Annotated in this window: 17 protein-coding genes and 4 tRNA genes; 13 read left to right on the forward strand and 8 right to left on the reverse strand. The window is 69.6% G+C overall.

Features of this window, described 5'->3' with window-relative positions:
• The first annotated feature begins 353 nt into the window (after positions 1-353).
• On the forward strand, positions 354-2,303 hold the full coding sequence (gene dxs / locus AS029_RS13860) for a 1-deoxy-D-xylulose-5-phosphate synthase (RefSeq protein WP_058233185.1): 1,950 nt from the start codon (positions 354-356) through the stop codon (positions 2,301-2,303).
• A gap of 593 nt (positions 2,304-2,896) precedes the next feature.
• Here dxs and AS029_RS13865 read toward each other — a convergent pair.
• The 4 genes from AS029_RS13865 to AS029_RS13880 form a co-directional block, all read right to left on the reverse strand.
• A complete protein-coding gene (locus AS029_RS13865; protein WP_058233186.1) occupies positions 2,897-5,035 on the reverse strand; it encodes a 3-hydroxyacyl-CoA dehydrogenase NAD-binding domain-containing protein in 2,139 nt (712 codons plus the stop codon).
• Positions 5,032-6,240, reverse strand: a complete 1,209-nt coding sequence (locus AS029_RS13870; protein WP_058233187.1) for a thiolase family protein — start codon at positions 6,238-6,240, stop codon at positions 5,032-5,034. Before AS029_RS13870 ends, AS029_RS13865 begins: the two co-directional genes overlap by 4 nt.
• Positions 6,241-6,311: 71 nt before the next feature.
• On the reverse strand, positions 6,312-7,508 hold the full coding sequence (locus AS029_RS13875; protein WP_058233188.1) for a ribonuclease D: 1,197 nt from the start codon (positions 7,506-7,508) through the stop codon (positions 6,312-6,314).
• The gene (locus AS029_RS13880) at positions 7,501-8,034 is read right to left on the reverse strand and encodes a DUF3000 domain-containing protein (protein WP_058233189.1); all 534 of its coding nucleotides are present in this window, start codon (positions 8,032-8,034) and stop codon (positions 7,501-7,503) included. The genes AS029_RS13875 and AS029_RS13880 overlap by 8 nt, the downstream gene beginning before the upstream one ends.
• A gap of 82 nt (positions 8,035-8,116) precedes the next feature.
• Between AS029_RS13880 and AS029_RS13885 the strand changes: the two genes are divergently transcribed.
• Entirely contained in the window at positions 8,117-9,322 is a 1,206-nt protein-coding gene (locus AS029_RS13885) for an alpha/beta hydrolase family protein (RefSeq protein WP_058233190.1), read from the forward strand.
• A 58-nt stretch (positions 9,323-9,380) separates the two neighbouring features.
• Here AS029_RS13885 and AS029_RS13890 read toward each other — a convergent pair whose 3' ends face one another.
• Together AS029_RS13890 and AS029_RS13895 are read right to left on the reverse strand one after the other, a co-directional pair.
• Complete coding sequence (locus AS029_RS13890) at positions 9,381-9,821, reverse strand: SufE family protein (RefSeq protein ID WP_175456668.1); 441 nt, start codon at positions 9,819-9,821, stop codon at positions 9,381-9,383.
• Between the two features lie 46 nt (positions 9,822-9,867).
• Positions 9,868-10,770: a sulfurtransferase gene (locus AS029_RS13895; RefSeq protein ID WP_058233192.1), complete on the reverse strand. Its 903-nt coding sequence runs from the start codon at positions 10,768-10,770 to the stop codon at positions 9,868-9,870.
• Positions 10,771-10,889: 119 nt separating this feature from the next.
• On the opposite strand from AS029_RS13895, the gene zapE reads away from it, so the two are divergent.
• From zapE to AS029_RS13910, 3 genes are all read left to right on the forward strand, one after another.
• Entirely contained in the window at positions 10,890-11,927 is a 1,038-nt protein-coding gene (gene zapE / locus AS029_RS13900; protein ID WP_058233193.1) for a cell division protein ZapE, read from the forward strand.
• A gap of 164 nt (positions 11,928-12,091) precedes the next feature.
• Positions 12,092-13,366 (forward strand): ammonium transporter, encoded by a 1,275-nt coding sequence (locus AS029_RS13905; protein WP_058233194.1) that lies wholly within the window; start codon positions 12,092-12,094, stop codon positions 13,364-13,366.
• 71 nt (positions 13,367-13,437) lie between these two features.
• A complete protein-coding gene (locus AS029_RS13910; RefSeq protein WP_058233195.1) occupies positions 13,438-13,986 on the forward strand; it encodes a type II toxin-antitoxin system PemK/MazF family toxin in 549 nt (182 codons plus the stop codon).
• A gap of 109 nt (positions 13,987-14,095) precedes the next feature.
• Here the strand turns inward: AS029_RS13910 and AS029_RS13915 are convergent.
• Positions 14,096-14,168, reverse strand: a tRNA-Val gene (locus AS029_RS13915).
• A gap of 152 nt (positions 14,169-14,320) precedes the next feature.
• On the opposite strand from AS029_RS13915, the gene AS029_RS13920 reads away from it, so the two are divergent.
• From AS029_RS13920 to AS029_RS13945, 6 genes are all read left to right on the forward strand, one after another.
• Positions 14,321-14,393 (forward strand) — tRNA-Gly (locus tag AS029_RS13920).
• Positions 14,394-14,458: 65 nt separating this feature from the next.
• Positions 14,459-14,529 (forward strand) — tRNA-Cys (locus AS029_RS13925).
• A 27-nt stretch (positions 14,530-14,556) separates the two neighbouring features.
• Positions 14,557-14,628: transfer RNA gene (locus tag AS029_RS13930), tRNA-Val, on the forward strand.
• A 974-nt stretch (positions 14,629-15,602) separates the two neighbouring features.
• Positions 15,603-16,016, forward strand: coding sequence for a PPOX class F420-dependent oxidoreductase (locus tag AS029_RS13935; protein ID WP_058233196.1), 414 nt, complete (start codon positions 15,603-15,605; stop codon positions 16,014-16,016).
• A 175-nt stretch (positions 16,017-16,191) separates the two neighbouring features.
• Positions 16,192-16,572: a DUF7882 family protein gene (locus tag AS029_RS13940; RefSeq protein ID WP_058233197.1), complete on the forward strand. Its 381-nt coding sequence runs from the start codon at positions 16,192-16,194 to the stop codon at positions 16,570-16,572.
• 37 nt (positions 16,573-16,609) lie between these two features.
• Complete coding sequence (locus AS029_RS13945; protein ID WP_058233198.1) at positions 16,610-17,002, forward strand: TIGR03618 family F420-dependent PPOX class oxidoreductase; 393 nt, start codon at positions 16,610-16,612, stop codon at positions 17,000-17,002.
• A 28-nt stretch (positions 17,003-17,030) separates the two neighbouring features.
• Here AS029_RS13945 and AS029_RS13950 read toward each other — a convergent pair whose 3' ends face one another.
• The gene (locus tag AS029_RS13950; protein WP_139168128.1) at positions 17,031-18,182 is read right to left on the reverse strand and encodes an SLC13 family permease; all 1,152 of its coding nucleotides are present in this window, start codon (positions 18,180-18,182) and stop codon (positions 17,031-17,033) included.
• An 83-nt stretch (positions 18,183-18,265) separates the two neighbouring features.
• On the opposite strand from AS029_RS13950, the gene thrS reads away from it, so the two are divergent.
• Positions 18,266-20,251 carry a threonine--tRNA ligase gene (thrS, locus tag AS029_RS13955; RefSeq protein WP_175456669.1) on the forward strand — a complete coding sequence of 662 codons (1,986 nt, stop codon included), beginning with the start codon at positions 18,266-18,268 and terminating at the stop codon, positions 20,249-20,251.
• Positions 20,252-20,358: 107 nt separating this feature from the next.
• On the forward strand, positions 20,359-20,871 hold the full coding sequence (locus tag AS029_RS13960) for an HIT family protein (RefSeq protein WP_058233271.1): 513 nt from the start codon (positions 20,359-20,361) through the stop codon (positions 20,869-20,871).
• The last annotated feature ends 159 nt before the right edge of the window (positions 20,872-21,030 follow it).

Here is a 21,030-nt window from a genome sequence, read left to right on the forward strand (position 1 = left end):
CACCGAACCGTTCGAGCGCCCGTCCCGACCCGTCGGGGCGGGCGCTCGCGCGTCGCCGGGTCGTGGCATCCCCTCGATAAACGCTCGTCGCGCGCAGAAACGCCCTCTGCCGGCGTTTGTCGATGCGAGGGGCGTTTCTCGGTGCGAGCGGCGTCTCTCGGTGCGGGTGATCGCTCCGGTGCGCGCGCATGAGTACGGCGGCGCTCCCCGCGACGGTTTGGGGATGCCGGTGCCCACCTCTGAGAGACCGGTGAACGCCCGTCGCCGCAAGCCGTTGCCGGGCCGTTGTCAGTCCCCGAGACTAGAATCGACAGACGCGCAGGCGTCTGCGCGCACCGCACGAGAGGAGTCGTATGGCTCTCCTGCCCGGCATTCACGGACCCCGCGATCTCGACGCGCTCACCCCCGACGAGCTGCGTCAGCTGGCCACCGAGGTGCGTTCGTTCCTCGTCGAGAACGTGGCGCGCACCGGCGGGCACCTCGGGCCGAACCTCGGCGTCGTCGAGCTGACGATCGCCCTGCACAAGGTCTTCGACTCGCCGTCCGACCCGATCATCTTCGACACCGGCCACCAGTCGTACGTGCACAAGATGCTCACCGGCCGCCAGGACTTCTCCGACCTCCGCTCGCGCGGCGGTCTCGCCGGCTACCCGCAGCGCTCCGAGAGCGAGCACGACGTCGTCGAGTCGTCGCACGCGTCGAGCTCGCTGAGCTGGGCAGACGGCGTCTCGCGCGCGTTCAGCCGTACGGGGCGTCGTGACCGTCATGTCGTCGCCGTCGTCGGTGACGGCGCTCTCACGGGCGGCATGACGTGGGAGGCGCTGAACAACATCAGCGACGACAACGACCGCAACCTCGTCATCGTCGTCAACGACAACGGCCGCTCCTACGCCCCCACGATCGGCGGCATGGCGCGTTACCTCAATCGCGTGCGCACCAATGACGCCTACCGCACGCTGCACCGCGGCTCCGACACGCTCTTCCGTCGTCTCGGGCCGGCCGCGCGAGCGGTCTATCGGGGTGTGCGCGGCGGAACGCACGGCTTCCTGTCGCGCTTCACCAACAACGAGGCGCTCTACAGCAACCTCGACATCAAGTACCTCGGCCCCATCGACGGACACGACTTCGAATCGCTCATCGAGACCTTGGAGCTGGCGAAATCGTACGGGGCTCCGGTGATCGTGCACGCGATCACCGACAAGGGCAGCGGGTACGCCCCGGCCATGAGCGACGAGGCCGACCAATTCCACGCCGTCGGCAAGATCGACCCGATCACGGGCGAAGCCCTCGGTGCGGGCGGTGGACTGCAGTGGACCGACGTCTTCGCCGAAGAACTCGTGACGGTCGGCGCCGAGCGCGACGACGTGATCGCGATGACCGCGGCGATGCTGCGTCCCACCGGTCTGCAGCAGTTCGCCGAGCGCTTCCCCGAGCGCGTGTACGACGTCGGCATCGCCGAGCAGCACGCCGTGGCATCCGCCGCCGGCCTCGCCTTCGGTGGCCTGCACCCGGTCGTCGCGATCTACGCGACCTTCATGAACCGCGCGTTCGACCAGGTGATGATGGATGTCGCGCTGCACAAGGCCGGCGTCACCTTCGTGCTCGACCGCGCCGGCGTCACCGGCCCCGACGGCCCGAGCCACCACGGCATCTGGGATCTGGCGATGCTGCAGCTCGTTCCCGGCATCCGGATCGCCGCCCCCCGCGACGCCGCGCGCCTGCGCGAGGAGTTCCGTGAGGCGACCGCCGTGGAAGACGCGCCCACGGTCGTGCGCTACCCCAAGGGCAAGGTGCCCGCCGACCTGGAGGCGATCGAACGCCTGTCCGACGGCGTCGATGTGCTCGCACGCGGCGGCGGAGAAGACGTCCTGCTCATCGGCATCGGCCCGATGGTGCACCTCGCGATGGACGTCGCCGAGCGGCTCCGCGCGCAGGGGATCGGGGCGACCGTCATCGACCCGCGCTGGGCGATCCCGGTGCAGCCGTCGATCGTCGACCTCGCCCGCGAGCACCGCCTCGTCATCACCATCGAAGACGGCATCCGCGTCGGCGGCGTCGGAACGCGCGTGCGCCAGGTGCTGCGCGAGGCCGGCGTCGACACGGCCGTCGACGAGCTCGGCATCCCCGACGAGTTCATCGACCACGCCACGCGCGAGCAGATCCTCGAAGACGCCGGACTGACGGCATCCAAGATCGCCCACGACGTCGTCGCCCAGGTGCTGGGTACCCGCATCCCCGTCGCGCGGCAGACGCCGACCGGCTCGATCCCCACGATCGAGGAATGGGAGAAGTCGCGCCCCTGAGCCGCTGACGATCGGGCCGGGATGCCGTCATCCCGGCCCGATCTTCGCGCGCGCCCGTCACCAGAAGTCATGAGAACAGGGGATGCCACGAAAACAGGCCGATGCGGCCGTTATCGCCCTGTTCTCGGTGCACCGGCCTGTTCTCGTGACCGGTCGAACCTTCCGCCCGTTTCTGCGGCCCCGCGACCAAAGCGGGGGACGCCACGAAACAGGCCGGATCAGCTGGCCTCGGCGCACCGTCCTGTTCTCGCGACGGGTCGAACCTTTCGCCCGCTCTGCGGCCCCGCGGCCGGGGCAGGGGGTGTCACCAGAACAGGGGATGCGACGAGAACAGGCCGAATGAGCTGGCGTCGCCCTGTTCTCGGCGCACCGGCCTGTTCTGGTGACCGGTCGAACCTCCGCCTGTTCTCGTGACCGGTCGAATCTTCCGCCCGTCTCCGCGGCCCCGCGACTAGAACAGGGGATGCCACGACAACAGGCCGAGGCAGCTGGCGTCGCCCTGTTCTCGGCGCACCGGCCTGTTCTCGTGACGAGGGCCGGGTGAACGACGGCGGCGCCGCCCCCGAAGGAGCGGCGCCGCGCGGCGAGCGGGGTCAGCCGCCGATGCCCCGAATGGGCGGGTGGTGGAAGGTGTCGCCGAAGGCGCGCTCCGACGCCCCCTCACGATCGAGGTAGGGCGAGGCCCCACCGTCGATGAAGGGCCAGCCCGCGCCGAGGATGAGGCACAGGTCGATGTCCTGCACCTCGGGGACCACGCCCTCGTCGAGCATGATCTTGATCTCCTGCGCGAGGCCGTCCTGCACGCGCGCGAGGATCGTCTCGGGAGCGACCGGCGTCTTGCCGGTCACGAGCACCTGCTGCGCGGCCTTGGTCCACCCGGTCACCCGGCCGCCCTTGTCCTTCTCGACGACCTCGGGCAGAGCGGCGAGCTCGTGGAAGTTCTCCGACGAGAAGAACCGGTCGGGGAACGCGCGCGCCATCGTGTCCTGCACGTGGGCGGCGACCTTCCAGCCGACCAGGTCGATGAGCTGGAACGGACCCATCGGCAGTCCGAGGGGCGCGAACGCCTTCTCCACCGTCGCGATCGGCGTCCCTTCGTACACAGCGCGCGCCGCCTCGCCCATGACCTTCGCCAGGAGACGGTTCACGACGAAGCCCGGGGCATCGGCGGTGAGCACCGCGTTCTTGCCCAGGCCCTTCGCGACGACGAAGGCGGTGGACAGGGCCGCGTCCGACGTGGCATCCGTCTTCACGACCTCGATGAGCGGCATGACCGCGACCGGGTTGAAGAAGTGGAAACCGACCAGGCGCTCCGGGTGTTGCAGCACCGAGCCGATCTCGGCGACCGAGAGCGACGAGGTGTTGGTCGCGAGGACCGCATCGTCGGCGACGATCTTCTCGATGGCCGAGAACACCTCCTGCTTGACCCCGACCTCTTCGAACACGGCCTCGATGACGAAGTCGCAGTCCGCGAACTCGTTGCGGTCGGTCGTGCCGTGCACGAGGGCGCGCAGCTGATTGGCGGTGTCGCCGTCCAGGCGGCCCTTCGCCTCGAGCTTGCCGATCTCCTCGTGGATGGATGCCACACCCTTGTCGACGCGGCCCTGATCGAGGTCGGTGATGATCACGGGCACGCGGAGCTTGCGAAGGAACAGCAGCGCGAATTGCGACGCCATGAGCCCCGCGCCGATCACGCCGACCTTGGTCACCTTCTTCGCGAGCGCCTTGTCGGGGGCGCCGACCGGACGCTTCGCGCGCTTTTGCACGAGGTCGAACGCGTACATGGATGCCGCGAACTGGTCGCCCGTGATGAGGTCGGCCAGCGCCTCGTCCTCGCGCGCGAAGCCCTCGGCCTTCGTGCCGCTCTTCGCCTTGTCGAGCAGGTCGAGGGCGACGTAGGGGGACCGGGGGACGGTGCCGATCTTCGACTCGAGCATGCCCCGGGCCATCTTGATGGCGATGGGCCATTTGGTGAGGCGCTCGAGCTTGCCCGGCACGTTCTTGCGCTCGACGCGGACGCGACCGGTCAGCACTCCGTCTGCCCACCGCAGCGAGTCCTCGAGGTAGCTGGCCGCCGGGAAGATGGCATCCATGATCCCGAGGTCGAATGCCTGCTGCGGCTTGAGCATGCGGTTCTGCTTGAGCGGGTTCGAGATCACGACCTCGAGCGCGTTCTCGATGCCGATGAGGTTCGGCAGCAGGTAGGCGCCGCCCCAGCCGGGAATGATGCCGAGGAACACCTCGGGTAGGGCGATCGCCGCGGCGGAGGCGTCGACCGTGCGGTAGGTCGAGTTCAGCGCGATCTCGAGGCCGCCGCCGAGGGCGAGGCCGTTCACGAACGCGAACGAGGGCACGCCCAGCTCCGACAGCGAGCCGATCACCTGGTGCCCGCGCTGCGCGATGAGCCGCGCAACCTCTTTCGACGGCAGCTTCGCCACGTCGGAGAGGTCGGCGCCCGCGGCCAGGATGTACTGCTTGCCGGTGACCGCGACCGCGTGGATCTCGCCCGCGGCCGCGCGCTGCTTCAGCGTCTCGAGCGTGCGCCCGAGCTCAGCGAGGGTCGCGGGTCCGAGGGTGTTGGGCCGCGTGTGGTCACGGCCGTTGTCGAGCGTGATGAGCGCGAGCACGTTGCCCGAGGGCAGCCGCACGTCGCGGACGGGGGAGTGGGTGACGACCTCGTCGCCGGCGAGGGCGTCGAGGGGCGAGAAGTCGATGGTCGAGTAGTCGGTCACTTGCGCTTCTTCTTTCCGTCGAAGAACGGGTTCTCCCAGATCACCGAGCCACCCTGGCCGAGGCCGACGCACATGGCCGTCAGGCCGTAGCGCACGTCGGGTCGCTCGGCGAACTGCGCGGCGAGCTGGATCATCAGGCGCACACCGGATGCCGCGAGCGGGTGGCCCAGCGCGATCGCACCGCCCCAGGGGTTCACGCGCGGGTCGTCATCCGCGATGCCGAAGTGATCGAGCAACGAGATCACCTGGATGGCGAAGGCCTCGTTGAGCTCGAACAGACCGATGTCGTCGATCGTCAGGCCGGCCTTCTTCAGGGCCTTCTCGGTCGACGGGATCGGGCCGATGCCCATGATCTCGGGTTCGACGCCGGCGAAGGCGAACGAGACCATGCGCATCTTGGGCGCGAGACCGAACTCTTTCACGGCATCGGCGCCGGCGAGCAGGCTGATCGTCGCCCCGTCGGTGAGGGGCGATGAGGTCCCCGCGGTCACGCGACCGTGCGGGCGGAACGGCGTCTTGAGCGTTGCAAGGCCCTCGAGCGTGGTCTCGGGGCGGCGGCCCTCGTCCTCGGTGGCGAGGCCCCACGCGCCTTCGGCGTTCTTCACGGCGACCGGGACGAGGTCGGGCTGGATCTTGCCGGCCTCATACGCCGCCTGCACCTTGTGCTGGCTGGCGACGCCGAAGCGGTCGGCGCGCTCCTTGGTGAGGTGGGGGAATCGGTCGTGGATGCGCTCGGCCGTGACGCCCATGTTCAGCGCGCCCGGGTCGACGAGCTTCTCGGCCACGAAACGGGGGTTGGGGTCGACGTTCCCTCCGATGGGGTGGCGCCCCATGTGCTCGACGCCGCCCGCGAGCGCGAGGTCGTACATGCCGACGCCGATCGACGCGCCCATCGTGGTGACGCTCGTCATGGCGCCGGCACACATGCGCTCGATCGCGAGGCCCGGCACCGTCATCGGCAGCCCCGCGAGGATGGCGGCGGTGCGCCCCAGGGTCAGCCCCTGGTCGCCGGTCTGCGAGGTCGCGGCGATCGCCACGTCGTCGATCCGGTCCTTCGGCACGTCGCCGTTGCGCTCCATCAACCCGATGATCGCCTTGACCACCAGGTCATCGGCGCGGGTGTTCCAGTACATGCCCTTTTCGCCGGCGCGCCCGAAGGGTGTGCGCATTCCGTCGACGAAGAAGACGTCCGTCATCTCGGCCACTCTGCCTCCTGTGTTGGGGATGGACCCAGCCTAGGAAGGCGGTTTCGCGCCGAAGAATCGGTTGTCCGAACCTACGAATCCGTGGCAGGCGCCTCATCGACGGTGTTGAGGGAAGCTACAAAGCTATCCGCGATCACCTGTGCAGTCTGCTCAACCTGCCAGGGTCGTGCTCCGAGCTCGGCGAGGGCGGCACCGACCGACTCCGCCGAGATCTCCGCCGGCGGCGCCCACGCCACACGACGCAGCGTCTCGGGCGTCAGCAGGTTCTCGGTCGGCATCCGGAGCTCTTCCGCCCGCGCCTCGACGGCCGGGCGGGCCGCCTTGAGCCGGCGGTCGGCGTCGGGATTGCGATCGGCCCAGGCCCGCGGGGGCGGCAGGGTGTCGCTCGGCACGCGGTCGGGGGGAAGCTCCGTCGACTCACGGCCGGCCACGATCGCATTCCACCAGCGGTCGAGCTGCGTGCGGCTCGCGCGCCCGTTGAAATCCTTCACCCCGGCCAGCGCCTGCTTGCTCGCAGGATCGGCCAGCACCGCCGCGACCAGCGCGCGGTCGGGCACGAGGCGGCCCGGGGCGACGTCCTGCTCGCGGGCGAAGTCCTCGCGGGCCTGCCACAGCGAGCGGGCGACGGCGAGGGCACGACGCCCGCGCACCGCGTGCAGCCCGCTCAGGCGGCGCCAGGGGTCGTCGCGAGCGGGCTTCGGCAGGCGGTCGAGGACGGCCTGGAACTCCTCGCGGGCGAACTGCGTCTTGCGCTGCTCGTCGAGCTCGGCGGCGAGCACGTCGCGCACGTCGATCAGATGCTCCACGTCGAGGGCGGCGTACTCGAGCCAGGAGGCCGGCAGCGGGCGCGTCGACCAGTCGGCGGCCGAGTGCGCCTTCGCCAGGGTGATCCCGAGCGTCTGCTCCACGACGGCGCCGAGGCCCACGCGCTCGTGACCGAGCAGACGCGAGCCCAGCTCGGTGTCGAAGATCGACGGCGGCTCGAGCCCCCGCTCCCTCAGCGACGGCAGGTCTTGGCTGGCCGCGTGGAACACCCATTCGGTGTCGCCGATCGCCGCCTGCAGCGGGGCGAAGTCCTCGATGGTCGACGGGTCGAACAGGAAGACACCGGCTCCCCGGCGGAACACCTGGATCAGGTACGCGCGCTGCGAGTACCGAAAGCCCGACGCCCGCTCGACGTCGACCGCGACCGGGCCGCTCCCCGCGGCCAGGGTGTCGCAGGCGGCGAGGAAGCCCTCGGCATCCTCGATGACGATGTACTCAACCACGCGTGGGCCTCCGGGCTCCGAGAACAGCGACGCCCTCCGACCCCGGGGGGAGACCGGCGAGCATGCACACGAGCTCCGCCCACGCCTCGAGGTGCGGGCGGAAGGGACCGCGCGGCGACCATGACGCGCGAAGTTCGATCTGCGAGCCCTCGCCCTGCGCGGCGAGCGCGCCGAAGCCGGTCGAGAGGGTCTTGGTGGCGGTGCCCGATTCGGAGTGGCGCTCGGCACCGCGCGAGTCCAGCGCATCGATGAGCCACGACCAGGCGACCTCGGCCAGCAGGGGGTCGACGCCGATCTCCGGCTCCAGAGGCGCCTGTGCGAAACAGACGACGCGCCATGCACCGCCCCAGGGCTCCGGCTCCTCGGGATCGTGCAGCAGGATGAAGCGCCCCGTGCCGAAGGGCGAGTCCGTCGCGTGCTCCTCGGGGCGGACGTCGGCGGCCAGCGCGAGCGAGAACGGTGCGAGACCGGCGGGGGAGGGGATCTCGCGCACCACCAGGTCGTCGCGGAAGGTCGTGGCGCGCATCTCCGCGGCGGCCCGCGCGAAGGGGCTGGCGGCCTCCGCCGGGCGCTGGTCACTCACGGCCACAGACTAGAGTGAGGCCTCGATGAACGGTCCCAGGCGCGCCGCAGGTGCTCGCGCAACGCAGCGCCGCACCGCCGGCATCCAGGTCGCGCTCTCGATCCTCGGAGTCGCCCTGGCCGCCTCCTCGGCGGCCCTCGGTGCCGTGTCGCTGCGCATGGCCCGCACCGTGGTCCGGCCCGCCGGGCGTCTGCCCGACACCCGCATCGTCGGTCTGGATGCCGCCGCGCAGACCATCACCCTGACGCGCACGCCCGATACGGAACTGCCCGGTCGCTACGGCCTGTTCACGGTCGGCTCGCACGGTTATCTGCGACTCGGGTCGATCGTGGGCGGCGACGACGACACCGTCACCCGCAAGCTGCTCACCCATGTCGCCGCCGACGGCGACCTCGCTCCCGAGGCGGCGTTCAGCGGCTGGTACTACGACCGGCCCGGCGATCTGCACCGCCCGTTCCGCTCGGTCGAGATCGACACCGGGGTCGGCCCGTGCCCGGCCTGGGAGTTCCCGGCCGCCGACGACACCGACGTGTGGGTGATCCAGGTGCACGGGCGGGGGACGACGAAGGCCGAGACGCTGCGCGCGGTCCCCGTCTTCCACGACCTGGGGATCACGAGCCTCGTCGTGTCGTACCGCAACGACGGAGAGGCTCCCAAGAGCGCCTCGGGCACGTACGCCCTCGGTGCGACGGAATGGCGCGACGTCGATGCCGCGATCGGTTACGCGCGCCGCCGAGGCGCTCGGCGAGTGGTGCTCATGGGCTGGTCGATGGGCGGCGCCCTCGCCCTGCAGGCGGCGCTCGAATCGCCGCACGCCGACGTCATCGCGGGACTCGTGCTGGAATCCCCCGTCGTCGACTGGCGCACCGTGCTGCGCTTCCACGGACGCCTCCTGCGGTTGCCCGCGCCCGTCGTCGCCGTCGCGCAGAACGCGATCGCCTCGAACTGGGGGGCGACCGTCCTGGGCAGCGGGGAGCCGATCCCGCTCGACCGGCTCGACGGCGTCGCTCGCGCGCGCGAGCTGCGGCATCCGATCCTCGTGCTCCACAGCGACGACGACGGGTTCGTGCCCTCCGACGCGTCGCACGCCCTCGCCGCGGCACGGACCGACCTCGTCACGATGGAGACGTTCCAGGTCGCCCGCCACACGAAGCTCTGGAACTACGACGAGACGCGCTGGGTCGCCGCCATCACCGACTGGATGCGCACGCGCGGCTTCGCTCGCACCTGATGCCGGATGCCGGTCTCCCGGCGCTTTCATGCCGGCCGAACTGTCGGTGACAGGGGCGTCAGGCCGCGCGCTTGGCGCGCACCTGGCGCTTCGCGCGCATCAGCATCCCCGTCATGCCGGCGATGCGCAACGGGCTCACGGCGCGCGTGAGCCCGATGCTCTGCGGGAAGTCGTCGGGCACGGCGAGCACCTCATCGGCACTCAATCCGGTCAGTCCCTGCGCGAGGATGCTCGCGAACCCGCGCGTGGTCGGAGCCTCGGCCGGGGCAGTCGCGTGCATGGCCACGGTCTCGTCGGCGTCGACCGTGACGATGATGAACACCGGCGACTGGCACTCGGCCACGCGTTCCTGCAGCTCGGGGTGGTCGGCGTACTCCTCGGGCACCTCGGGCAGCTCCTGCGAGAACTCGAGCAGCAGTTGGAGGCGATCCGGTTCGTCGAGCTCGAGGAACTCGTCGCGGATCTCGGTTAGACGGGCGGGGAGGGCGTTGTCGGACATCCCCGTCATCCTCCCACGCCCCCGGCCGACCGGCTCGGCCAAGGGCTCAGCGGCCGGGAACCTCGCCGGGCTCGGAGCCCGAGACGATGGGCACCCGCACCGCGCTGCCCCATTCGGTCCACGAGCCGTCGTAATTGCGCACGTCGTCGAAGCCGAGAAGGTGCTTGAGCACGAACCACGTGTGGCTCGAACGCTCGCCGATGCGGCAGTAGGCGACGATCTTGTCGCCGTCGGCGAGGCCCGCGCCGTCGCGGTAGATGGCATCCAGTTCTTCGCGCGACTTGAAACCGCCGTCCTCGGCCACGGCCTTGCCCCACGGGACGCTCTGCGCGCTCGGGATGTGACCGGCCCGCAGCGCCCCCTCTTCGGGGTAGGCGGGGGCGGTGGTGCGCTCACCGGAGTACTCCTCGGGGGAACGGACGTCGATGAGCGGGTTGCCGAGGTGGGCGAGCACGTCGTCCTTGTAGGCGCGCAGGACCGAGTCGTCGCGTTCGACGACGGGGTAGTCGGTCGGCGTCACGTCGGTCTTGTCGGTGGTGAGCGGACGCCCCTCGGCGATCCACTTGTCGCGGCCGCCGTCGAGCAGGCGCACGTCTTCGTGGCCGAAGAGCGAGAACACCCACAGGGCGTATGCGGCCCACCAGTTGTTCTTGTCGCCGTAGATCACGACGGTGTCGTCGCGCGAGATGCCCTTCCGGCTCAGCAGCTTCGCGAAGCCCGCGCCGTCGACGTAATCGCGCACGACGGGGTCGTTCAGCTCGGTGTGCCAGTCCACCTTGACGGAACCCGGGATGTGACCCGTCTCGTAGAGGAGCACGTCTTCGTCGGACTCGACCACGACGAGACCGGGCTGGCCGAGACGTTCCTGCAGCCACTCCCCGGTCACGAGCCGGCCCGGCTCGGCGTACGCGGCGAACTTGGACGAGGTGGTGTCGAACTCGACGGTCACGGGGTTCTCCTCGGTCGGGGCGATGGATGCGGCGGCATAGGCTGGACACCGCACCTTCGACCCTAGATCCGCCGCGTCGGGGCACGCACCCTCTTGTAAGACTCGGACACAGGACGGCCATGACTTCGACTCCCGCCACGACAGGGCTCATCCACCTCACCGAGCGCGAGCCGGCGGTCACGGGCGCCGAGATGGTCAGCGCCCTGGTGCCCCCGCCGCAGTTCGACGGGGCCACCTTCGAGTCGTACCGGGCGGATGCCGCCTACCCCTCGCAGCAGGAGGCGAAGGAGCTGCTGCAGGCGTTCGCGGGCACACAGGCCGCCCCGGCGAAGAAGGGCGGCTTCTTCCGCCGGGCCGAGAAGGTGGCGCCGGTCAAGCCCGGCGTCTATCTCGACGGCGGCTTCGGCGTCGGCAAGACCCACCTGCTCGCGTCGATCTACCACGCCATGCCCGCCCGTCGGAAATACTTCGGGTCGTTCATCGAGTACACCGCCCTCGTGGGCGTGCTCGGCTACGCCAAGGCGGTCGAGCTGTTCCGCGGCTCCGATCTGCTGTGCATCGACGAGTTCGAGCTCGACGACCCGGGCGACACGATGGTCATGACGCGCCTGCTCGGCGAGCTCGTGGCATCCGGAACGCGTCTCGCCGCCACCTCGAACACCCCGCCCAATGCCCTCGGCGAGGGACGCTTCGCCGCGCAGGACTTCCTGCGCGAGATCCAGTCGATGGCCGACAGCTTCCGCACCATCCGCATCGACGGGACCGACTACCGTCAACGCGCCATCGACGGCGCCGCACGTGTGCTGAGCGACGACGAGTACCGACGCGAGATGGATGCCGCGTCCGGCGGGGGAGTGGCATCCGATGATGCGTTCTCCGATCTGGTGGGGCATCTCGCGCGGGTGCACCCCTCGCGCTTCATCCGCCTGATCGACGGTGTCACCACCATCGGCCTGCGCGACGTGCAGGTGCTGCACGACCAGTCGGCGGCGCTGCGCCTCGTGGCTTTCGTCGATCGGGCCTACGACGCGCAGATCCCGATGCGCGCCACCGGTGTGCCGCTGAGCAGCGTCTTCAGCGACGAGATGCTCGCCGGCGGGTATCGCAAGAAGTACCTCCGTGCGGTCTCGCGCATGGTGGCTCTCACGCATTCTTGACCCGCTCATCAGTGGCATCCAGTTTCGCGAAACGCGATGTTTACCTCCGTGAGGTCGCTGTAACGTGCTCGAAACACGAGGCGAACGGCGGCGGTAACCGGGGGTCGGAACACTGAGGGGACCCGACGCTTTACCTGCGTCCCTGCAGAGAGGTTCCCTCCGAGATGGATCAAGGCAACACCGCATTCATCCTGATAGCAGCCGCCCTCGTGCTGCTGATGACGCCAGGACTCGCGTTCTTCTACGGCGGTCTGGTGAAGGCCAAGAGCGTCATCAGCATGATGATGATGAGCTTCGGCGCCATGGGCCTGATGGGCGTGCTGTGGGTGCTCTACGGCTACTCGATCGCCTTCCCCGCGACCGACGAGGGTGCGACGCAGGTGCCCTGGACGATCGACTTCGCCAACCTCGGCCTGACCGGCGCGCTTGAGGCGCCCGAGGGTGCGGCCTATCCGCCGCTCGCGTTCGTGGCCTTCCAGGCGACGTTCGCCATCATCACCGTCGCCCTGGTCTCGGGCGCCATCGCCGACCGTGCCAAGTTCGGCGCGTGGATGGTCTTCGCGGCCATCTGGGCCACGGTCGTGTACTTCCCCGTCGCCAGCTGGGTCTTCAACTTCGGTCTCGCCGAGGACGGCTCGTTCGCCTACGGCGGCTGGATCACCCACGGTCTGCAGGACGTCTTCGGCGTCGGCGCGATCGACTTCGCCGGTGGTACCGCGGTGCACATCAACGCCGGTGCCGCAGCCCTCGCGCTCGCCCTGGTGCTCGGCAAGCGCGTCGGCTTCCAGAAGGGCGCGCACGTCCCCCACAACCCGCCCTTCGTGCTGCTCGGCGCAGGGCTCCTGTGGTTCGGCTGGTTCGGCTTCAACGCCGGCTCCGAGCTCGCCGCCGACAACACCGCCGCCCTGGCGTTCGTCAACACCATCGCCGCTCCCGCTGCGGCACTTCTCGCGTGGCTAATCGTCGAGAAGATCAAGGACGGCAAGCCGACCTCGGTCGGCGCCGCCTCGGGTGCGGTCGCGGGTCTCGTCGCCATCACTCCCGCCTGCGCCTCCCTCGACCCCATCTGGGCGATCGTGCTCGGCCTGATCGCCGGTGCCGTCTGCGCCCTGTCGATCGAGCTGAAATTCAAGCTCGGCTTCGACGACTCGCTCGACGTGGTCGGCATCCACCTCGTCGGTGGTCTCATCGGAACGCTCTACCTCGGCATCTTCGCCCGGGGTACGGGCCTCATCGAGAGCGGCTCGATCAACCAGCTGCTCGTACAGGCCATCGCCGCCTTCACGGTTCTCGTCTACTCGTTCGTGCTCGCCTTCGTCATCGGCTTCGCGGTCGAGAAGACGATCGGCTTCCGCGTCAAGAACGAAGACGAGATCGCCGGTATCGACACCGTCGTGCACGGTGAAGAGGGCTACGTGCTCTCCGACACCCGCGGCTGACCCGCTCCACCCCGAACGGGGCGTCACCGATTCGTCGGTGGCGCCCCGTTCGTCGTGTCTAGGGTGGCGGTATGGGAACCGCGTCACGACTCCTCTCCGCCGTCCTGGGCCTCCTGCGCCCCTCCGCGCCGCCCACGGGGCCCGCGCAGCGGACTCGAACGCAGACGCCCCGTGTCGTGCCGCGGGAGCCCTCGCAACGACCGCCCGCCGTGTCTCAGGCGGAGACCGTCGAAATCGACCCCCCGCGGCGCCTGACGCTGTCGTATGCCCCCGAGCGCGACAACGCCCCCGACGGCGGCGAGATCGTGTGGACGTGGGTGCCGTACGAGGAGCGCGACGGCCGCGGCAAGGACCGCCCCGTCCTCGTGATCGGACGAGCGGATGCCACGCACTCGTACGCCGTGCGCCTGACCAGCAAGCCGCACGACGGTGACCGGCAGTACCTCGCGCTCGGCACGGGGGAGTGGGATCCGCAGCGCCGCCCCTCGTGGGTCGACATCGAGCAGCTCTACCTCGTGCACGACGCGGGCATGCGTCGCGAGGCCGCAGCCCTCGACCGCAAGCGCTTCGACGCGGTGGCCGCGGCCTTGGCGGCACGGTACGGGTGGGCGCGCGCCTGAGCGGATGCCGACCTCGCCCCGAGACATGGCGAGAGCCGGCGCGTCGCGCGCTACGGCCGCTTCCGGCCGTGGAACGACGAAGCCCCCGGCGGACCGGGGGCTTCTGAGGTGGGCGATACCAGACTCGAACTGATGACCTCTTCCGTGTGAAGGAAGCGCGCTACCAACTGCGCCAATCGCCCGCATCCCGTGTGGGACTCAACGATCGTACCGGATGCCGAGAGGTGGTTCCGACCATGCACGCAAGACACACCCGGGCCGCGCGTGGTTTTGCGTGTCCGCCCAGATCGGGTAATGTCTTACGAGTGCTCGGGGCAAGCCCCGGGAACGAAATGCGGATGTAGCGCAGTTGGTAGCGCACAACCTTGCCAAGGTTGGGGTCGCGAGTTCGAGTCTCGTCATCCGCTCGAGTGGAGGGATCTCCGTCAGGGAAACCGACGGACGATCACGACACGTGGGTCGAACCACACACGGTGGCGTGGCCGAGCGGCTAGGCACCGGCCTGCAAAGCCGTTTACACGGGTTCGAATCCCGTCGCCACCTCACCTCACAACAGAACAGCCTGTATAGGCGCGATTGGCGCAGCGGTAGCGCGCTTCCCTGACACGGAAGAGGTCACTGGTTCGATCCCAGTATCGCGCACCGAATGAGACCCCCGGCATGCCGGGGGTTTTTTCGTTCCCGCCGCCGCCCCGGCGCTGTCGCCGCTCGCGGGAGCCCGTGCGTGCGACGTCTCCTGTTCAGCCGCCACGGGGCGCAGGCATCACTGACCCCTACCGCAGACGGGGGATGTCGGACGCGTTCTGCATGTTCTCTGCATCGACCCACCCGTGTTCGACATTGTGTGCATCTCAGGTTCGGGGAAACATGCAGGGGCCGAACGCGGGCCCGACCCGGCGGCCTGCGCGCCTTCGACGCGGCTTCCGTCGACGGGGTCCCGCCGTGCCGCGCGGTCGTTCCCGTCGAGGCCGGCGGCGACGGCGTTCCGGGGCGTCGCGCGGGCTTTGCAGGGGTCGGCGGTGACGCGACTCGGCCGCCTCACGAGATCGCCGCGGCCGGGCCCGGCGGCGGCGGCCTTCGTCCGCCTCACTCGATCTCCGCGGCGGGGGCCTGCGAGAGAGTGGTCGCCCCCGCCGCCAGTAAGGGGGGCTGCGGAGTGCCTGGCGGCGGGGACAGATAAAAGGTAACCCATGTCCGCCAAATGGGGGACATGAAATCGCACATCTTGGTCGGGTCTTCACACGATGTTGAGCTTGTGCATAGCTGCGGCACGCAGCGAGCGAGCCGTGCACGGTGTGCGGCTCGACGCGCGCCCGGCCGATTCACTTCCTCGTGAAGCGGTCGACGGCGGCGGAGCAGGCCGTGGGGTCGGAGAACCTCTATCCCGCGGGGGAAGAATCGTCCCCGCCGCTGCTGGAACGGGTGTGGGGTCTGACCGTGCGGCGGGGACACCACGAACGTAGAGGACGCACGTGCGCGGAAACCGGTCCTGGATCGATCCTTGCCACGCTCTTGCGCGTTCCTTGCGCCGTCGTTGACGCTCACCCGGTGCGGTGGTCGGGACACTCCTCGCGCGGCGGTCCGACGCCCGGCGGTGGCGCAGTAATCTGAGCGCCATGACGGTTCCCGACACCCTGTGGCGCGAGATCGGGGCATCCCCGTTCATCTCCCTCGGTACCTACCGACGCAACGGCGCTCTCGTCGCCGTGCCGGTGTGGGTCGCGCGCGACGGTGATGAGCTCGTCGTCACCAGCGAACGAGCGACGGGCAAGGTCAAACGCCTTCGCAACGACGGCCGCGTGACGCTCCGCCCGTGCAGCCGTATGGGGGCGGTCGAGCCGGACGCGATCACCGTCGAGGCCACCGGCCGCATCGCGGGTCCCGCCACCGCCGATGCGCGCGCCGACACGGCGCTGCGCCGCAAGTACGGGTTTCAGTACCGAGCCATCCTGGGAGTCGAGGCCCTCGTGCGGCGCCTGCAGCGCAAGCCCGGAGATCGCGTCATCATCCGCATCTCGCGCACCCCGTAGTTTCTCCACCGCCGAACGAAGCGCCCTATCCGCGAAGCGATACCCCCGCAAGGGGGTTTGCCACCGCCGTGCGTCCGCGAGACAGTACAGACAAGACAGCGGTCGACGCCCCCGAGTTCCGCGTTCGAATTCTCGCCTGGAGATGCGCACACGGCGGCGGCCCGATGGAGGCGTCATGGGCAAGTTCATCTACGACGGTGACGTCAAGGTCGATTTCGAAGACCGGCTCCTCGCTCACCTGCAGGCGGTCATCATGGCGAAGGTCCGTCGAGGCGAGAGCTTCCCCTTCACGTGGAAGGACGACCTGAGCACCGGCGGCGGGCGCACCACGGTCTACATCCACCCCAACGTGTCGCTCGTGTTCAAGTACCACGGCAGCCGATCACCGCAGATGAGCGCCGCATGGCTTCACGCGCTGACGTACAACGCCAACTCGGGTCGGGGGCTGTACGTCATCCCGGAGCCCGACGAGTTCGCTCCGCGGGAGAGTTCCCGGCGCGATGAGATGGTGTTCCGCGAGGTCCCGAACGAACAGGTGCCGGCGTCGCAGGCGTGAGCGGGAATTCCCGGCGTCCGTCGCGGTTGACACGGTCATGACCGAGTGGACGCAGGCCAAGCCCTTCTTCGAGACGGATGCCGTCGCGCACCTCGCGACCCTCATGCGCGACGGGTCTCCGCACTCGATCCCCCTGTGGGTGGGGGTCGAGGGGGAGCGGCTCATGATCTTCACCGAGGCCGACACGCTGAAGGACCGGAACCTGCGTCGCGACCCTCGCGTGGCCATCTCGGTCACCGGCGCCGACAACCCCTACGCGATGGCGTTCGTCCGCGGGGACGCCGTAGAGCGGGTCGACGGCGACGACGCCCTTCCGTACGTCGACCGCATCTCGGCGCTCTACACCGGTGCCCCCTACGGGATGCGCGAGGGTCTCGCCGTCTGGTTCATCGAACCGCGCAAGGCCTGGGCGCGCACCTACGAGGACTGACACGCGCGTCGACCGTTCACCGTCCGCGTCAGCGGGCGAGCGGCAGCACGCCCAGCAGGAGGATGAGCGGGGCGATGACGGCGCCCAGCACGATGAATCGGCTCCACTTCACCTCGACGCCGGCGGCGACCAGCCGGTCGTGCCACAGCAGCGTCGCCAGCGACGCCCACGGGGTGACGATGGGGCCGGCGTTGACCCCGACGAGCAGGGCCGCGAGGCGCGCGGGGGAGCCCGCGACCGACTCCAGGGCGAGATAGGCGGGGAGGTTGTTGATGCCGTTGGCAGCGAGAGCGCCGACCCCCGCGAGCTGCCAGAGCGAGGGGAGGTCCTCACCCGTGCCGGCCAGCACCGCGGTGACTTGCCCGATGCCGAGCGACTCGAGCGCTCCGACGGCCAGGAACAGCCCGCCCGCGAAGACCAGCAGCGACCAGGGGACGAGCCGGATGCCGAGAGCCCGCGGCGCGCGCCACGCGAACACGGCCACGAGCACGACGGCCGCGCCGAGGGCCGGCATCCATGGTTCGAGCCCGACCACGAGCAGAGGCAGCAACGCCAGCGTCACCACCCCCGAGACGCGGAGCAGGAGGGGATCTGAGACGGCGGGCGGGGCGGCATCCGGATACGACGTCGGCAGCTTGCGCAGGAACGCCACCGTCAGCACGACGACCGACACCACGATCGCGATGAGCGCCGACGGCCCGAGCAGGGCGAGGAAGGCGATCGGATCGTGGCCCCCGCCCAGGTCCTCGGATGCCAGCAGGTTGGTGAGGTTCGACACCGGGAGTACGAGCGAGGCGGTGTTCGCCAGCACCACCGTGACGAACGCGAACGGCAGCGGATCGAGCTTTCGCGCCACCGCCATCGAGACGACCACCGGCGTGAGCAGCACCGCGGTGGTGTCGAGCGAGAGGAACGCCGTCGCCACCGTGGCCAGGCCCACCACGAGCACCCAGAGCCACACCGTGCGGCCGCGCGCGATGCGGGCCAGGCGCGCGGCGACGACGTCGAAGAGCCCCGCCTTGGATGCCAGTTCGGCCACGACCGTGACGGCCACGACGAACAGCAGGATGGGCCAGACGCGATCGGCGACCGCGAGAGCCTCGTCCGCGGGGAGGGTGCCGGTGAGCAGCGCGACGATCCCGAGAATCCAGAGCACGCCGCCGATGATGGCCAGAGTCACCGCTCCACTATGGGGCACGTGCCGTGCGAAACGAGACCATGCCCGCCCGGTAGCCTGGAATCGACCCCTTCAGGAGATGTGCTGTGACTGATTTCCCCGCCGATGGCTTCGCCCTCTTCCCCGACCGTTCGGTCGTCGCGCTGCGCGTGAACGGAGAGCTGAAAGACCTGGCCACGACCGTGACCGCCGACGACGCCGTCGAGCCGGTCACGATCGACAGCGCCGACGGACTGGCGATCCTGCGGCACTCGACGGCGCACGTGCTCGCGCAGGCCGTGCAGCGTGTCAAGCCCCAGTCGAACCTCGGTATCGGTCCGCCCGTCACCGACGGCTTCTACTACGACTTCCAGGTCGACGAGCCCTTCACCCCCGACGACCTCAAGGTCATCAAGAAAGAGATGGAGCGCATCGTCCGCGAGAACCAGCGGTTCGTGCGCCGTGTCGTCACCGACGACGAGGCCCGTGCCGAGCTCGCCGACGAGCCGTTCAAGCTCGAGTTGATCGGGCTCAAGGGCGGCTCGGCCGAAGCCGCCGAGGGTGCGTCGGTCGAGGTCGGCGCCGGTGAGCTGACGATCTACGACAACGTCACCCGTGACGGCGAAACCGCGTGGAAAGACCTGTGCCGCGGACCCCACGTGCCCGGCACGCGCCTCATCGGCAACGGGTGGGACCTCACGCGCGTCGCCGGTGCGTACTGGCGCGGCAGCGAGAAGAACCCGCAGCTGCAGCGCATCTACGGCACCGCCTGGCCCACGAAAGACGAGCTGCGCGCCTACCAGCACCGCCTCGAAGAGGCCGCCAAGCGCGACCACCGCAAGCTCGGCAAAGAACTCGACCTGTTCTCGTTCCCCGACGAGATCGGCCCCGGACTCTCGGTGTTCCACCCCAAGGGCGGCATCATCCGCTACGAGATCGAGCGCTACATGCGCGAGCGCCTGCTCGCGAGCGGCTACGAGGTCGTCAACACCCCGCACATCACCAAGGGCGACCTGTTCATGACCAGCGGCCACCTGCAGTGGTACGCCGACGGCATGTACCCCCCGATGGTGCTCGACGAGGTCGTGGATGCCGACGGGCACGTGTCGCGCGAGGGCCAGGAGTACTACCTGAAGCCCATGAACTGCCCGTTCCACAACCTGATCTTCCGGTCGCGAGGCCGCAGCTATCGTGAGCTGCCCCTGCGCCTGAGCGAGTTCGGATCGGTCTACCGCTATGAGAAGAGCGGCACGCTCGCGGGTCTCACCCGGGTGCGCGGCATGACCCAGGACGACACGCACATCTACGTCACGGCCGACCAGGTCAAGGGCGAGCTCACCCACAGCCTCGACTTCGTGCTGCAGACGCTCCGCGACTACGGCCTGAACGACTTCTACCTCGAGCTGTCGACCAAGGAGGAGGGCAACCCGAAGTTCATCGGCGACGACACCCTCTGGACCGAGGCCACCGACACGCTGCGCGAGGTGGCCGAGGCGTCGGGTCTCGAGCTCGTGCCCGACCCGGGCGGGGCGGCGTTCTACGGCCCCAAGATCTCGGTGCAGGCGCGCGATGCGATCGGCCGTACGTGGCAGATGTCGACCATTCAGCTCGACTTCAACCAGCCCGAGCGCTTCGAACTCGAGTACACCGGCCCCGACGGCGAGAAGCACCGCCCGGTCATGATCCACCGCGCCCTCTTCGGCTCCGTCGAGCGCTTCTTCGCGATCCTGCTCGAGCACTATGCGGGCGCCTTCCCGGTGTGGCTCGCCCCCGTCCAGGTGGTGGCCGTGCCGGTTGCGGCCGAGTACGGCGACTACCTGCAGGACATCGTCGCGGATCTGAAGACCAAGGGCGTGCGTGCCGAGGCCGACCACAGCGACGACCGCATGCAGAAGAAGATCCGCACGCACACCACGCAGAAGGTGCCGCTCATGCTGATCGCCGGCGAGCAGGACCGCTCGAACGGCACGGTCTCGTTCCGCTTCCGCGACGGCACGCAACTCAACGGCATCCCCGTCGATGAGGCCGTCGCCCGCATCACGGGTGCGATCTCGGCCCGCACCCTCGTCAACACCGCCGAGGACCTCGCGTGACGAGCGATCCGGATGCCGCGCCGGCGGTGTCGTCGCCGGTGACCGGTGCGACGTCCGCCGTCGGCGGGTCCGGATCGGCGACGACCGACGCCGAGCTCGTCGACGCGATGACGCTGCCCGGCGTGCCCGACGAGTTCCAGCGCCTGTGGACCCCCCATCGCATGGCGTACATCTCGGCGGGACGCGAGCCCATGGAGAAGAACTGCCCCTTCTGCGCGGCGCCCGATAAGAGCGACGAGGACGGGTTGATCGTCGCGCGCGGGAAGACCGCCTACGTGTTGCTGAACCTCTTCCCCTACAACTCCGGGCACCTGCTCGTCTGCCCCTACCGTCACATCGCCACCTACGACCAGGCGACGGACGAAGAGGTAGCCGAGATCGGCGCGCTCACGCAGCGCGGCATGCGGGTGCTCAGGGACGTGTCACGGTGCGACGGTTTCAACCTGGGGATGAACCAGGGGGCGATCGCCGGGGCCGGGGTCGACGCGCATCTGCACCAGCACATCGTGCCGCGGTGGGCGTCGGACGCGAACTTCTTCCCCATCATCGCCAAGACGAAGGCGCTCCCGCAGCTGCTCGGCGACGTGCGGCGCACGGTCGCGGAGGCCTGGGGGAGCTGACGGCGCTCGCGCGGGTGCGGGGTGAGGTGTGGCGCGCGGTCGCGGGGGCCGGGGGGAGTCGGCGGTGTTCGCGCCGGGGGCTCGGCGGTGCGTGGTCGCGGAGGCCCGCAGCGGCTGACGGCGTTCGCGTAGGCGTCACGCAGAGCTCGACACGACCTG

This window comes from Microbacterium enclense (genome assembly GCF_001456955.1).
In the GTDB taxonomy this organism is placed as follows: Bacteria; Actinomycetota; Actinomycetes; order Actinomycetales; family Microbacteriaceae; genus Microbacterium; species Microbacterium enclense.

Bases quoted from the DNA above. Each gene is read 5' to 3' on its own strand.
- dxs (WP_058233185.1), top strand. From the start codon at position 354: ATGGCTCTCCTGCCCGGCATTCACGGACCCCGCGATCTCGACGCGCTC.
- AS029_RS13880 (WP_058233189.1), bottom strand. From the start codon at position 8,034: ATGCGCGCCACGACCTTCCGCGACGACCTGGTGGTGCGCGAGATCCCC.
- AS029_RS13885 (WP_058233190.1), top strand. From the start codon at position 8,117: ATGAACGGTCCCAGGCGCGCCGCAGGTGCTCGCGCAACGCAGCGCCGC.
- AS029_RS13890 (WP_175456668.1), bottom strand. From the start codon at position 9,821: ATGTCCGACAACGCCCTCCCCGCCCGTCTAACCGAGATCCGCGACGAG.
- zapE (WP_058233193.1), top strand. From the start codon at position 10,890: ATGACTTCGACTCCCGCCACGACAGGGCTCATCCACCTCACCGAGCGC.
- AS029_RS13905 (WP_058233194.1), top strand. From the start codon at position 12,092: ATGGATCAAGGCAACACCGCATTCATCCTGATAGCAGCCGCCCTCGTG.
- AS029_RS13910 (WP_058233195.1), top strand. From the start codon at position 13,438: ATGGGAACCGCGTCACGACTCCTCTCCGCCGTCCTGGGCCTCCTGCGC.
- AS029_RS13935 (WP_058233196.1), top strand. From the start codon at position 15,603: ATGACGGTTCCCGACACCCTGTGGCGCGAGATCGGGGCATCCCCGTTC.
- AS029_RS13940 (WP_058233197.1), top strand. From the start codon at position 16,192: ATGGGCAAGTTCATCTACGACGGTGACGTCAAGGTCGATTTCGAAGAC.
- AS029_RS13945 (WP_058233198.1), top strand. From the start codon at position 16,610: ATGACCGAGTGGACGCAGGCCAAGCCCTTCTTCGAGACGGATGCCGTC.
- AS029_RS13960 (WP_058233271.1), top strand. From the start codon at position 20,359: ATGACGCTGCCCGGCGTGCCCGACGAGTTCCAGCGCCTGTGGACCCCC.